The organism is Pantoea sp. S62, from assembly GCF_016658625.1.
Lineage (GTDB): Bacteria > Pseudomonadota > Gammaproteobacteria > Enterobacterales > Enterobacteriaceae > Pantoea > Pantoea vagans.
Genome location: NZ_JACVVI010000003.1, coordinates 405,801 through 419,217 on the forward strand (window position 1 = coordinate 405,801; position 13,417 = coordinate 419,217).

Below are 13,417 nucleotides of genomic sequence, written 5' to 3' on the forward strand. Positions count from 1 at the left end.
AATAACCCTCCTTCAGTTGTGTGTAATCAAGACCTCACCTCATAAACTATAATGTTACCGGTAAAGTGCAAGTGAAAATCACATAATGAAACATAAAGCCGTGCTTATTAATGTTTGTGGAGAATACGCGTTAAGGCTTTCACGTGGCAGGACCAGGTGCTGCAGGCATAAAAAAGCCCGCAATGCGCGGGCCTTAGTGACGATCAGTTGGGTGCTAACTGGCAGGCTGACCGGTAAAGTCGATCACCATCCTGCCGCGGATTTTGCCGTGAATCATCTCATCGAAGATGGCATTGACCTCACCAATCTTCCTTTTAGTTACCTTAGGCACCACCTTGCCTTCTGCCGCAAACTGGAAAGCTTCCGACAGATCGTTGCGCGTTCCGACCAGCGATCCCACCACCTGGATGCCATCGAGCACCAGTCGCGGGATATTCAGGCTCATCGCTTCCGGCGGCAATCCGACTGCTACGACCCGACCTCCGGCTCTGACCGCATCCACCGCCGAGTTAAAGGCCGCTTTGGCGACGGCTGTAACCACAGCCGCATGCGCCCCACCGGTTTTCTCCTGAATAAAGCGTGCCGCATCTTCGCTGGCAGAGTTGACGACCAGATCGGCACCCATCTCTTTCGCCAGTGCCAGCTGTCCGTCACTGACATCAATCGCAATCACTTTGGCATTGAAGACGTTTTTCGCATATTGCAGCGCCAGGTTACCCAGCCCGCCAAGGCCATAAATTGCCAGCCACTGCCCCGGTTTAACCTCTGATACTTTTACCGCTTTGTACGTAGTGACACCGGCGCAGGTGACGCTACTGGCGGCGAAAGGATCGAGCCCATCGGGAACTTTAACCGAGTAGTCAGCAACAACAATACACTCTTCAGCCATACCGCCATCGGCGGTATAACCGGCATTGATGACGTCTCTGCAGAGCGTTTCGTTACCGGAATTACAATATTCACAGTGCCCGCAGCCCTTGAAGAACCAGGCGACGCTGGCGCGATCGCCCGGCTTGAGCGAGGTGACATCCGGCGCGACCTCCTCAACGATGCCGATCCCTTCATGACCCAGCGTGACGCCGGTCTTGTCACCAAAATCACCGTTCTTCACATGTAAATCGGTATGGCATACACCACAGCATTCCATCCTGAGCCGCGCTTCGCCGGTTTTGAGAGGACGCAGCGTCTTCTCAACCACTTCAACCTGGTGTTCACTATTAGCAATTGCCGCTTTCATAAACATTCCTCCTTTTGACTGGAGATTAAGAATAATCCAAACGGAGATGATGACAAGATGACAGGTAAGCTTTGGGTGCTTGCTGCGAGAGTTGTTGTGACTTTTGCGAGTGGGGTCGGTTTTTTAGGGATTGTGTTTAGCGGCAACGCTTCGTCAGGCTTACGTTCTCTGTCGGGTAGAGATGAAGCGCGCTTACTGAACAATTTGGTCAGGTGAACATTGCCCGTTCAAAGGGGCGATTAAGCCCCAGTCGCTTCAGAAGATTTCGTACTGATTGCTCAAACGTCTCTTAAGAGTGCCAGCGGTGGATGCCACTGTCAGCGGGTGGCGGCCCCATATGCTGAGCGGCACTATCCGGCGCTGGCGGTGGTCCCATATGCTGAGAAGCGTTGTTTGCGGGCGCAGCCGGCCCGGCGTGATGGCTCCAGCTGGTGTTGTTATGCTGGCTTTCATGATGACGATGCCAGTCAGAAGATGGGCCACGGTGATGACCACCACCAGCCATCACACAACCTGACATTGCGGCACTTTCCAGCGCTAGAATTACACAAGGAATAACTTTTTTTATGAACATAACTGACCCTGGTTAAATATCACTGGGGCAGGTTACGTCCCGGTTTTTATACGGTGGGTAAACGTTAGAAGGGGTTTAGGGAGGATGTTGGGGGAGGTTGATTGAGGTCAATTTTGGGGATGAAATGGGGAAATAAAAGGCTATTTTCTGCGATTCTGCTGGCAGGTTGGCGTATGCGGCATTGAGCATTAACTGGAGCTTAGACAAGGATAAGGACAGCGCACTATTGATTAAAATGATTGATATTTGAGCATATAAAAATGACTGAGAGTCTGATTAACAAATACGCTTTGCAGTTGTCAATGCGAGACATCCAGCTTATTTAATCAACTAAATGGAAGCTAAAAAACCTTCTATTAGCTAATTACTTTCCTCACGCTTTTATAACTACCAATTAAAATGGGCTTACTAAAAATCCCTGCATACACCTAATACCATCGATTGTATTTTATATACACACATGAAATGACGATCACCCATGTTATGCTAAGAAACGCAGCATATTCTGGAATAAACCGGATAAATATATACAACCCTGCCACAATGACAGCAATAGGTACTAAATAGAAAGAAGACTGTATCAGCCTTAAAAACACACGCTTCATTTTTTCAATATCTCATTTAAAGCATCTTTTTTTTCTTCGTTGTTATCCACTTAATTTACCTGACAAAGTGAAAGGGTTATCTTGATTTCAATAAATTATAAGCATACAGAATGTCAGAAGGAACATCCATTCAGACGGGGCCAAATACGTTAACGCCCAAGCAGGCCAGTTTGTACGCCGTGACGAGCTGGCAGTGCGCGCCTGGTGTCAGGCAAGCGAAGACTAAAATGAGTACGGCAGGAAACCGTGTGCATCAAGGCCGTTTATGCAATTGAAGTCGGTGACGACACCCAGATCTTAACCCGTCTTATGCAATCGAAGATCGTTCCGATACGTGACGTTGAATTGGGTTTTTGAATTTGAGGACGCGTCCGCATCCTCCTGGAGTTCTGTCACTAACTATACTGAGCCAAGAAGCTCTGAAGCCGCTATTGATTTCACAAATCCCTCTACTCGGGCCGAACGTAGAAGGATTCTTAAGCGATTAAGAGAAAAGCCAGCGCAGGAGCAACCTGAGCCGGGCAAATATCGCTCTGAACTGAGTCAGTGTACAGAAAGGGAGGCTTTGAAAAAAAGTTCCTTTGAGATTTTAAGGTTAACACTGTCCGACGGTGAAGCTGAGCGTATGAGGAAAGGTCATACAATCAAGGTTGTACGTATTCAGTTCATTGCCGATGATTCTCTGATCACAAATTGCCAAGAAGATGTATTAAAAATGGCTCTGTCGATGATCAGCGACATGGCAGGGACAATCGACACAGCTATTTACGAAGCCGCTATATACTGCCAAGCAGAATGATTAGTTGCCCCTTCCCTACCGCTCTCTAGCCACCTTTAAGGTGGCTTTTTGCTTCTGCATCAAAGTGCATATGCTTGCATGAGTCCGCATAATCCAGATAGGCTCGCTAAGTGCGTGTGAGGCAAGTACTGGTGCGTTGAGAGGTAACACATGCACATGCATGAAAAGCGATGCATAAAGCGGGCAGGCGTCGCGGGGATAGCATTGCGCGCGAGGAGTGCAAACATGTATCCTGTGAAGTGAGAATCAACCTGTAGGAAACTTTCTCATAATGGATATGAGATATCTCAAAAGTCGCTTATCGTCTTGAGTACTTTCTAATTCACAGTTAATTCATAATGGAAACTTCAACAAACATTTTATTTAAGTGAGGTCGGTTTATGGAGTTTAAATATACTTTTGTAGGAGTGGTGTTACCGGAGCGAGCCCAATTATCATATAATTTTAATTTGAAGATGGGGCTTTCCGGGGGCGGTGAAGGTTCTTTTAGATGTTCAATAGTGAACAACCAAGTGCTTGCAATTATGACACTTAGTGAAGAAGTAGATATTTTTACCCTCAGAAATATTGCTCACTATAACATCCAAAGCAATCTTTCGTTACTAAGGTATTACTCGGGAATTTTTTATGACGTTAAAATTGATAGAATATACAATGAAGACCTCACTATTGATTATGTATATGGTGTCGCTAATGAAGATATACAGCGATTCTGGGGAGAGATTGACATCTCTGCAATGATATATCAATTTAGGCCTAAAACAACAGGTACAGCAGGCGTTTAGCTCAAATGAACCGTCGGAACGCATGATTGTCCCTGCCTGTCCGGCAACGTAATTTGACGAATACCATGAGCCCACCTTGGCAAGCGTGATTGAGGCATAGTTGATAAAGGCATCATTGATAAATATTTGACCGTTCACCGAGCCGTTATCACCCGGGATCATGTACTGGCTGCCGTTGCTGGCCTTGAAGATTTCAGGCTTGCCGCTCTCGCCTACGCGGTACATGCTGCTGACGTTAACGGGTCCGCCGTGCTCGCGAGCGCCACCCATAGAGATGCTGCCAATACTGGTCAGGAGTGATGCGCCAGCACTGGCAATCGCAGCATAGTTAGCGAACTTTTGCGCGGGAGTCAGAGCCGTTGGATCTGCCATAGCTTGGGAGATTGCCAGTTGCAGGTTAAGCGCGGCCTGAGCAACAGCAAATCCTTTACTCAGAGCGAACATGGACTGATATGCGCCACTGCTTTTACCGGCCGCTCCTGCGGCTAAGTTAGCCAGTCCGTCAAAGCCCTGTGAAACAGAACCTATGATGGAAGAGATGGCCTGCGACTGCATATTGGCTTCATTTTGCGCTATCTGCTGGCGTGCATTGGCAGCCTGCCGCTGAATGGCTGTTTTTGCATCCTCGTAGAGTTGCGCGTTCTGCACGTCCAGAGCCTGATACTTGGCTAAAGCCTCAAGCTTCTGCTGCTCCTGCAGGTCAATCTGAGCGGTAGGGTTTTCTACTGCTCCTGAAACTGCATCCGGCATAATCTGAGAGGCGGCAATCTCCTGCTGAGCAAACTTCATGCCCTGCTTTATTTGGGCCTGTTGCTTAAGGGCGTTGTTCTGATCCCAAATCTTCGCCGCATACCTCCCGGCCTGCTCTATCTGTGCATCTGTAGCGCCCTTCCCTAATGACTGCTCAGCGGCCAGAATAGATTGCGCTCGTGACAGCTCCCTCGTCGTATCGCCAACCTGCTCTGACTTGGCTCTGAGAGCTTCCAGCTTCTGCGTTACCGATTCCGCCTGAGAATTAGATAGCCAAAAGCCTACCTGAGTGGGCTTCTTTCATGCTACGGTGCTGATAGCTGCAATCTTATACTGCCATGGTTCTCCAGCCTGAACGTACTTAAACGTCTCACCAACAATTAACCGTCGATCTAAAATATCTAATTCACAAGCTCTGTCATTTTTGTCATCCCAATCTGTCCCAGCGACACCATCATCTAGCCAATAAATGCCGAACGAATAGCGCCTTGCGTCACCCGAATAGTTTACATTGCCGCGACCAAAATTATCGTCAGAGTCTTTCGGATAACAAATGTACCCTTTTTCATCAATCATGACTTCTAACCATAAATCATCTTGTGGAAGACTGATGCATTCGCATGCAATTCTGACCTTTCTCATTCCCTATCCCCATAAGTAAGTATGGCGATAATCCTAAAGCGGATCTGATGCAATGGGAAGCAATACAACTATTTGATAGCCGCCGTTTCTTTGACGTTTCGTTCGTGCTCATTGCGTATAAAAGTCACCACGCCAATTCTTGGGTTAATGTCTTTAGTACAAGTTTTGAGATCGTTTGAAATGTTCTTAAACTCCCCCCCTCTGATGGTGTTGATGTCACGATCTAAAAGTGACATGACGCTGTTAGAAGCATCCTCCTGACAATTCACCATCTGCTTTAGAAACATCCCTTCCTTCAGTTGCAAACCTGACATTGTTAATGGAATGCCAAAAATTATGCTCACTCCGACTATGACTAGCTTTACTTTGCTGACCATCATCCACTCCTCCTATAGACTGCTACCGATGTCGATATCGTCAAACAGGAAATGAACTTCATCTTTATTACAATCATTTACGGTATTGCAAAGACTATGAGCAAGAAACCCGCCGGAGCGGGTCGCTGAAGGTGGCAGACCCTGAGTTTGAGGATTTTAAGTATTTCCTGTCACACCAATGAAAATGACAACAGCAACAATCACACCTAATATAATTAGAACGCGGTCGAATCTTATTTTTGTTCCGTCAGATTTGGAATCAAAAGGGCTCGCTACTTGCGTAGCTGTTCTTTCAACATCACTACCACAGTGCTTACACTTAATGGCTTCAGGCTTGATTGGTTCTGCACAGAATGGGCACTTAACTAAACCATCATTAATCTGAGATTGCGCAATGGCTTTGTAGTCTTTCCCTATGCATAAAGAATGAATTAGGGCAACGATGAAAAGAAGTGCCCCATAAATCCACCATTCAAAGAAATTACGACCTTTGCCTTTTGCGATCGATGCAGGTATACACCCAAGAATCGCACAAATCACCAACAGTTCCATTTAATTACCCCATCAGGTTTCATAGGAGTAATCCTAAAGGCAAGGTGATGCAAAAGGAAGCAAGAAACTGGCAGATTTCGTTAATTTGAGGGTTTAGAAATGAATGATTTCACGGAAATCACGGGAGTACTGAGCTAGCCTTCGCATTCTATCATCGTTATTTGCGGACATGTGCGCAAAGGGGTGAAACAATGCGATTAAAGAGTATCTGTTTTCGTCATAAAGGTTTTGCGAATAAACAAGCGCTGTATTAGAAGTTCTATGCCACTGAACTGTTTTGGGATCGCTAAGGTTTGCGCTCTTTGGTGGGGCGCTAAAAGAATTAGCACCCAATGCAAGGTGTAGATGCATCAGCTCTGCATCCTTTATATCAGGAGGGCGATCGTAACCGGTATCTCGGCCAAAATAGCTAGGCAATTTTCCAGTAGCTTTGTAAATTGCAAAGTCATCTAGCAAAGACTGCTTCAAAGAGGGAAACTCCACGAAAACTGGCGCGAAAAAGTAACCGTAGCTGCTTTCATTGTATTCGACAGTAACGTGCAATTTTCACCTCAATGAAAACGACCAGAATTCATAACCTCTGTTCCATGATGGGCTAAAGCTCTAAGGCCGTCCATGCTGATGGAGCTTTCGAATGTATCGACAGGCTTAATCATCTGAGCTATTAGATGGTTTAGTTTAGATGCTGCAGAACGAGCTTGAGCAATAGTTTTCAAGTAAGGCTGTAGCTTGGCCTTTCCCACTTCTGCGCAATCTATATAAGCATTTTTTAAGGCTCCTTCCAAGCCGCGCAACTGAAGTTCGATCAAATCCGTTTGTACTGGGTCTAACTTTCTAATGACGAACGGCTGATTTTCAGCGGTGGAACTAGCAAGAATTCCGTAACCTTTCTGCAACATCTCCGTTAGCTCTTGGATAAAGCTCAGAGACTCTTTCATCTCATGTCTAACCTTCCACGATGTATCCTCAGCTCGCTGCTGATAGGAGTAAAACGATGGATGAGGCTGCGGACCTTCAGGGCAATGCAATGCTGCCGTTTGCTGCATGAGCAATCCAATAGCAGCTGTTGTCCTGAATGCGTCAAAAAATGGCATATTTCTCTTATCTACTTGATTTTTAATCATAACGTGCTCCTTGCTTCCTAGGAGTACCTCTGACAAAAAGGCCGAAGCATGAAGGCTTCGGCTTGTCACAACACTCGGTTGTCGGTATTCATTTTAATACCATTACTCATTTTTGAGCAAGTTGCATGTATGCCTTTCAGCGATAGATAACCATTTAAGACTATCGATAGAGTTGTCTTTTGGCATCTTATGTATCATTCTCGGCCAAAGTTTTTTTATCTTTACTATTGCCAGATAGTTTTTTATTTCTCCGCGCCAAGTAGTCATCCGCAACAGCGTCATACTCATCTTTCGTGAAGCCTTTCTGCTCTGGATACTTCGCAGCCAGCATCATCTGAAACTCTGTCATCGTTAGCTGCTCCGCCTCATCCCTGCTCATGCCGAGGTGTGTGCGTGCTGCGCTGATGTACTCGAAGGCATTGAAATCAGATGATGTGCTGCTACCTTCATGGCGCTGCAGTTTCCTGACTTTTGCCTTACCGATGATGCCATGCTGAATCAGGGACTGAGCAATCAGCACCATGTCCCTTACAGGCATTGCTCCGGGGCGATAGACGAATGCGCGGCGCCCTGTTTTACCCGGCACCAGCTCACCAGTCAGCGGAGTGGCATCCCTGTCACAGCAGGCGGCCAGCACAATCATTGCGGCGGATATCGCAGCTTTAGAGCATGCTGAAGACAGAAGCCACTTGAGCGCAAAGGCAGGCACAATATCGCTGCCGCTGTAGGCGGCATAAAACCGGCGCTGATGCTCCGGGATGGCCTGATAGTTATCTGCCAGCGCCTTCAGCCTCGGCGTGGCTTCGTCGTTATGCAGCTCATAGAACGCCTCAACGATTTCCTCTGGCGCTCCGATGCGCGACATCGCAGTGAAGGATGGGCGGAAGAAATATTCATCGTCACCATAGCTAATCAGGCACTCGCCTATTTCCTTCCAGGGCGTCATTGAACCTCCATAATCATTATCAAGGGCTGAATGCAGCTCTTTGGAATGGTTACGAAGCAGTAACCGTTACAGCCGTAGAGCCGGTAAAGTTGCCGTCATTCGACCTGAAGGTAATGGTTGCTGAGCCTGCCGCTACCGCCGTGACCAGGCCGGTGCTGCTGACGGTCGCTTTCGTCGCATCCGAAGTCGTCCAGGTGCCGGTGCGGTCAGTTGCATCAGTAGGCTGTACAGTGCCGGTAAGCTGACGTGTAGCGCCAACTGCCAGACTTGCCGTAGCTGGGGTCACGGTGACGCCGGCAGCCTCGTTGTAGCGCTCCTGCAGTTCATCGACTGTCACGCCATACATTGATGCCAGATTGTTGAAATCGACCTCTTTATCGAAGTTGATATTCTGCTGCCTAGCTGCATTCTTCAGGAATGACTCGCCCGAACCGCCTTCGACTTTCTCCAGGCTGACGCAGGCGTTGGACCCCGGCTCAAGGAAGCCAATAGCATCATCAGACATGTCTCCGATAATCAGGACGCGATCGGGGTGAATGTTGCGTTGCGCCGTGCTGCCATCTGTAAGCGATTCAGTGTACTGCCACATGGTGATGGAACCTGAATTATCACGGCTGCCAACTTTAAGCGCGCTGGCCCATACCGGTGTAATCTTTTGTAGCGCCTTTCCTTTTACAGCTGGCTGGTCCCATTTCCTGCTGTCTCTGATGTGCAGCAGAATGCCAGCCCAGCGACCGACCAATCTACGTTTGTCGGCCTCAGCGAATGCACGCCAGAATCGGTGCGTGAATACTTGGTTGCTGGCTTTCTCCCAAGCAGTAAGCTCGCGTGAATCGTCAGACTGCTCACCCTCGATTACTTGCGGGTTCGTTCTCCAGCAGTTCGATACCAGCTTATTCACCGCGCCGTGGGCGATACCCCCACGACGATAGAGCTTGTGCAGGTCATCAAATGTCAGTTCATCTTTGAAGCCATATTCGCACCACGCACTTTCACGTTTCGCATCCAGCCCCATGCCGGGGTTGAATGCCATAGCGCGCGCGGGCAAGCCTGACGTCATTCAGCGCGTGATTGACGGCTAGTGATAATTTGTCAGTCATGGTTTGTCCGTTGGTAGGTTATTTACCTTGCAGGCGTTTGGGTAACATCATGCCCATCGTTTGGGCTTTACGCTTAATGTGTCCATCAAGCCCATAGCGAATGCCATCCCAGCAGTGTTCGAAGCCGTCAGCCAGTTTCGGGAGCACTTCACCTGTGATGCGATCTGTTTTGTAGGACCACATACGAGCTTCAATTGCGACGTTCTTGCAGCGTGGATGGATAATGATTTCATCAAAGCCTCGCAGGTGGGCTATGCCATCCTCAACGCTGCCCTGCCACTTCTCAGCTGCTGAGATGTTGAATCCCTGACGCTTCAGATAGCTGATAGTTTCTGGCCGGGCGGAGTCAGCTTTGATGGGCCAATCACGTGCGCCGGGGATGGTGTCGTAAAGTGCTGGCATGTGGTCCAGTTCAGTCTGCTGCCCGTATGCCTCATATTCGATGTAGAGCCGGTTATGAAGGATGAATGACCTAGTAAGAGTGTTCGGGTCTTTTGCAAAGCCGAAGTCGGCACCAAAGTGAAGGCGTTCAGCCTCTTTCCATAAGGTGTCAGAGAACTCAGCGATACGATACTTACCGGCCAGCACCTGCTTATTTGAGTTTTCGAGGTAAGCCCCCTCCCATACCCAGGCATAAGTTGCCGGGTCGAGGCGGCGCTGGTCATTCAGGCGCTCACCTTCCAGCACATCGGGGAACCATGGATTGTCGGTATAATTCATCTCGACTGTCACACAGTCGTCGCCAGCCTCTTTGCGGAATCGCTTATCAGTGGCGCTACCGTCGCGCTCAGGGTTCCATGTTACCCATATCTCTGAGCCCTCTTCACGTACCGTAGGACTGAGCTTCTGCCAGGCGATTTCGCTTACTGACTCCGCTTCATCCACCCAGCACAGCAGGATGCGAGCTTTCGACTTGATGCTGTCGAGGTTATGCCGAAGTCCCGCGAATACGTATGTCACCGTCTTGTCGATGGTGCGAATATACTTCTCGCCGATGTCGAAGTTGGATGCCAGCCACGGCACTGACAGGATCGCCTGCTTAACCTTCTGCATGCTCGACTCTTCCAGGGAGTTCATGAACTCACGCGCACAGAGGATTACACCGCTCTCACCATTCATCATTGCCTGATATGCCTTCACGGCAGTCATCAGAGCAAACGTGCGCGTTTTGGCACTACCACGACCACCATGTGAGCAGCGATAGCGTTTGTTGGTGGCACTGAACAATGGAGCAAGCTTAGCGGGGATCGGGAGTTGTACAGCTTCACTCATCATTTGGGTTCAACGGGAAGGAGCTGAATGGTCGTTGGCTTATTAGCCATACTGCCATCAGATGATTTATGGTCGATTTCCTGACTTACTTTGTCGCCGTACTTCTTCGGGTTCATGCGGGCCAGCGCCCATTTTCGTGTGTCGATGCGCAGGCGCGCTTTCGCAACAGCTGCTGATTCCTCAGTCGCATCGTCTGCTATCTCGAACATCTCTTCGAAAATAGCATCAGCGCGCGTCTCAGTGGCTTTCGCGTATTGGTCGCGAAACTCATTATGCTGAGCCAGCCAGCGGAATACGGTTGCCTTATTCGGCATCCCGGGCCGCTCACAAACTTTGCGCAGGCTTTCACCATCGGCTAGCAGTGAACAGATGTCAGCGGCCACCTCTGGTAGATAATCAGAAGGGCGGCCAGTTTTTTTGTTGGTCGCCATAAGTTTTCCTTTAGTTTTTTCTTAAAATGATCAATATTGCCTTAAGAGCTTTTTGGAAGCTGCGAAGGTGACGTCATTCAAATAGTGAGAAATGTAATAACGGTTGGGCTACTTTGGTGGCCACTTATCCCTAAAACACTATCAATGTTGAATGCAACTATCCGAGCGAGGAGTAATGTTATGAAAAAAACCATCGAGAAGTGCCAAACTGTTTACCGAAAGGTGTTTGACCCAACTAATGATGTGACTTTGATTGACGTCTTACTTTTCAGTCTTGGGTGTGGGGCTGCGTTCCCACTTCCAAAAACCTCTTTCCATTCTTAATTCTTCCAGCCTCTGTTCTTGAAACACATTTTGCTACCCAACCAAGTTGATAAAGTACTTACGACGAAGGACCTGTTATTTTAATGGGAGTTTGTTAAAGGAGTCCTGTAATGGCTGATGAATTGTATAGAGAGCTTAGCGAATTGTTGAAAGCATTCCCCAGCATTTGTGTTAAAGCGAAGGCAAGTGCTCCTGCTCAATCTATTTGGGTACATTTGAAAGATCAAAACAAACTGATCATATATTCGCCACTACTAAGGCAGATAGCTTATTGGAGCAAGCAAAATAGAAAAATGTGCATTTATGCTACAAAGGAGTATCCCCATGAGCCTGGAACGCCTATTCCCCATAGCTGTATAAGCATAGACAAGTTACTGACTGATTATGATGAGGAGAATGACATGCTTCCTAAGCTAATCCCAGAAAAGATTAGAATTTGAAATTTAAATAGAAAGTTTCTTTTACTTGGATAAAGATGAGCTATTTCGCACAGATATTATCCTTTTTTTTTAAAAAAACTAAAATTTAGCAAATCAAAAAACCCTGTATTGCCGCTTGCGTGGCGTTCAAATCGATGAGGTACTCGCGACAGAACATTTCTTGCTTGTCGGTGAGTGCCATAATTTACCTTTGGAACCTACATGGACATTATCATTAAGCTAATTTCTGAATATCGGGTTTTATCAATATCTGCCGGCGTTTTGTCGGCTCTTTATTGGCTTTACTCTGCATTTGTTACGTCGAAAGAAAAACCAAACAGGGTAGTGCTGACAATGAAAGAACCAGATGATATTGTCGATATGCATAATTTTGTTCTCACCTCTCGCTTGCAAGCCAAATATAATAGCCGTGCAGCTTGTTATGCAGCTGCATGTGCTATCCTGCAAACTTTCGGGTTTTAATTCTTTTCTGGCATAGGCCGCATCTTTAGCACGCCACCTGGCGCGAGTTACATCCAAGCGCCTAATCAAGCTCAATAAAAAACCGCCCGTAGGCGGTTTAAATTCTTTAAAATTGTTGGGCTTTGTTGTCTAAGCGCCAGCGTTTAAGTTCATCGTAAGTTGCCCATTCCGTAACCACGATGTTGGTAGCGCTTTGACATGATTTGGTTACAGCTTCAACTGTTATTAAACTCGGCCAAAGAATCCAAACGACTGTCTTGGATCCGATGAATGAAGGGACTTTAGAAACTCTGCTAATAGTGACGCCATTTATATTAAAGGCGGCTGGCTTTTTGATGCTTTTAGCAAATTTATCGCCAAGTGCGCTACTAACATGCCCACTATCTAAATGTTGGATGTTAGGAACAATAACCAGAATGTCACCACCATTAGCCATCGCAAGTTGATGAGACTTCGCAAGTCCCTTTTGCACTGCAAGATCGCGGTTTTGGGTAGTATCATGTCCGTTAACAACCGAATGAGTGATAAAACAATTCATATGAAACTCCTTTTCGAAAAGAAGTTACACATTACCGTTAAGAATAATCTTAGTGAAGCAAATTAATTTCACAGATTTGCAATCCATCACAGCGTGGCTAACCGTTATCCCTTGTCGGAGCATTCATCATCAGGCGCAATCGCAAATGTGCCTTGTGATGGTCACAATAAGTTCCCGCAAGGAGGCTTTATCACTTATGCCTTGAAGCCACTTTTACCGTGGGCTTTGCGCCATGCTTTAACAGCGGCGACAATCTTAGCAGGTGTTGCGTCTTCGTCTTCGCTGTAATAAATCAGATCAGAACCTTCTGGGTGCTCACTTACTGAAATGAAATTTTCCAGTAACTTATCCTGATAAGATTCGCCGCCCTTTGCGCTACAGATTTCACTCACAAGTTTGGTGAATTCTGCTTCTGTATAGTCTTCAAATTTTGGCTTTACGTTCATAGAGCATCCTCAT

Annotated in this window: 17 protein-coding genes and 2 pseudogenes; 3 read left to right on the forward strand and 16 right to left on the reverse strand. The window is 47.2% G+C overall.

Going from position 1 to position 13,417, the window contains the following annotated elements; genetic code table 11:
• Positions 1 to 214: 214 nt before the first annotated feature.
• Together adhP and IBT54_RS07020 are read right to left on the reverse strand one after the other, a co-directional pair.
• Complete coding sequence (adhP, locus tag IBT54_RS07015) at positions 215 to 1,237, reverse strand: alcohol dehydrogenase AdhP (protein ID WP_013358129.1); 1,023 nt, start codon at positions 1,235 to 1,237, stop codon at positions 215 to 217.
• Between the two features lie 289 nt (positions 1,238 to 1,526).
• Entirely contained in the window at positions 1,527 to 1,742 is a 216-nt protein-coding gene (locus IBT54_RS07020; protein WP_201251875.1) for a hypothetical protein, read from the reverse strand.
• Between the two features lie 1,008 nt (positions 1,743 to 2,750).
• On the opposite strand from IBT54_RS07020, the gene IBT54_RS07025 reads away from it, so the two are divergent.
• On the forward strand, positions 2,751 to 3,215 hold the full coding sequence (locus IBT54_RS07025; protein ID WP_201251955.1) for a hypothetical protein: 465 nt from the start codon (positions 2,751 to 2,753) through the stop codon (positions 3,213 to 3,215).
• Positions 3,216 to 3,817: 602 nt separating this feature from the next.
• Here the strand turns inward: IBT54_RS07025 and IBT54_RS07030 are convergent.
• The 11 genes and pseudogenes from IBT54_RS07030 to IBT54_RS07075 form a co-directional block, all read right to left on the reverse strand.
• Positions 3,818 to 4,789 carry a hypothetical protein gene (locus tag IBT54_RS07030; RefSeq protein WP_201251876.1) on the reverse strand — a complete coding sequence of 324 codons (972 nt, stop codon included), beginning with the start codon at positions 4,787 to 4,789 and terminating at the stop codon, positions 3,818 to 3,820.
• Positions 4,790 to 5,050: 261 nt separating this feature from the next.
• Entirely contained in the window at positions 5,051 to 5,392 is a 342-nt protein-coding gene (locus tag IBT54_RS07035) for a hypothetical protein (protein WP_201251877.1), read from the reverse strand.
• A 68-nt stretch (positions 5,393 to 5,460) separates the two neighbouring features.
• Entirely contained in the window at positions 5,461 to 5,772 is a 312-nt protein-coding gene (locus IBT54_RS07040; RefSeq protein ID WP_201251878.1) for a hypothetical protein, read from the reverse strand.
• 153 nt (positions 5,773 to 5,925) lie between these two features.
• Entirely contained in the window at positions 5,926 to 6,321 is a 396-nt protein-coding gene (locus IBT54_RS07045) for a zinc ribbon domain-containing protein (RefSeq protein WP_236263034.1), read from the reverse strand.
• A 93-nt stretch (positions 6,322 to 6,414) separates the two neighbouring features.
• On the reverse strand, positions 6,415 to 6,789 hold the full coding sequence (locus IBT54_RS07050) for a type II toxin-antitoxin system YafO family toxin (protein ID WP_236263035.1): 375 nt from the start codon (positions 6,787 to 6,789) through the stop codon (positions 6,415 to 6,417).
• A gap of 83 nt (positions 6,790 to 6,872) precedes the next feature.
• Positions 6,873 to 7,445: a hypothetical protein gene (locus IBT54_RS07055; RefSeq protein WP_201251880.1), complete on the reverse strand. Its 573-nt coding sequence runs from the start codon at positions 7,443 to 7,445 to the stop codon at positions 6,873 to 6,875.
• Positions 7,446 to 7,632: 187 nt separating this feature from the next.
• Positions 7,633 to 8,391 (reverse strand): DUF6246 family protein, encoded by a 759-nt coding sequence (locus tag IBT54_RS07060; RefSeq protein WP_201251881.1) that lies wholly within the window; start codon positions 8,389 to 8,391, stop codon positions 7,633 to 7,635.
• Positions 8,392 to 8,440: 49 nt separating this feature from the next.
• The gene (locus IBT54_RS25150) at positions 8,441 to 8,677 is read right to left on the reverse strand and encodes an Ig domain-containing protein (protein WP_370585065.1); all 237 of its coding nucleotides are present in this window, start codon (positions 8,675 to 8,677) and stop codon (positions 8,441 to 8,443) included.
• Positions 8,651 to 9,491: pseudogene (locus IBT54_RS25155) on the reverse strand (DUF1073 domain-containing protein); the annotation flags it as partial. The gene IBT54_RS25150 and the pseudogene IBT54_RS25155, both read right to left, overlap by 27 nt.
• A gap of 18 nt (positions 9,492 to 9,509) precedes the next feature.
• Positions 9,510 to 10,763, reverse strand: a complete 1,254-nt coding sequence (locus IBT54_RS07070; protein ID WP_201251949.1) for a PBSX family phage terminase large subunit — start codon at positions 10,761 to 10,763, stop codon at positions 9,510 to 9,512.
• The gene (locus IBT54_RS07075) at positions 10,763 to 11,194 is read right to left on the reverse strand and encodes a ubiquitin carboxyl-hydrolase (RefSeq protein ID WP_201251882.1); all 432 of its coding nucleotides are present in this window, start codon (positions 11,192 to 11,194) and stop codon (positions 10,763 to 10,765) included. The genes IBT54_RS07070 and IBT54_RS07075 overlap by 1 nt, the downstream gene beginning before the upstream one ends.
• A gap of 434 nt (positions 11,195 to 11,628) precedes the next feature.
• Here IBT54_RS07075 and IBT54_RS07080 point away from each other — a divergent pair, with 434 nt between their 5' ends.
• A complete protein-coding gene (locus IBT54_RS07080; protein ID WP_201251883.1) occupies positions 11,629 to 11,958 on the forward strand; it encodes a hypothetical protein in 330 nt (109 codons plus the stop codon).
• 103 nt (positions 11,959 to 12,061) lie between these two features.
• On the opposite strand, the pseudogene IBT54_RS07085 reads toward IBT54_RS07080, so the two are convergent.
• A pseudogene (locus IBT54_RS07085) lies at positions 12,062 to 12,139 on the reverse strand (terminase small subunit); the annotation flags it as partial.
• 20 nt (positions 12,140 to 12,159) lie between these two features.
• Here IBT54_RS07085 and IBT54_RS07090 point away from each other — a divergent pair.
• Positions 12,160 to 12,420, forward strand: coding sequence for a hypothetical protein (locus IBT54_RS07090; RefSeq protein WP_201251884.1), 261 nt, complete (start codon positions 12,160 to 12,162; stop codon positions 12,418 to 12,420).
• 106 nt (positions 12,421 to 12,526) lie between these two features.
• Here the strand turns inward: IBT54_RS07090 and IBT54_RS07095 are convergent, their stop codons facing one another.
• Together IBT54_RS07095 and IBT54_RS07100 are read right to left on the reverse strand one after the other, a co-directional pair.
• Positions 12,527 to 12,958, reverse strand: coding sequence for a hypothetical protein (locus IBT54_RS07095; protein WP_201251885.1), 432 nt, complete (start codon positions 12,956 to 12,958; stop codon positions 12,527 to 12,529).
• Between the two features lie 194 nt (positions 12,959 to 13,152).
• Entirely contained in the window at positions 13,153 to 13,404 is a 252-nt protein-coding gene (locus IBT54_RS07100; RefSeq protein ID WP_201251886.1) for a bacteriocin immunity protein, read from the reverse strand.
• Between the last annotated feature and the right edge of the window lie 13 nt (positions 13,405 to 13,417).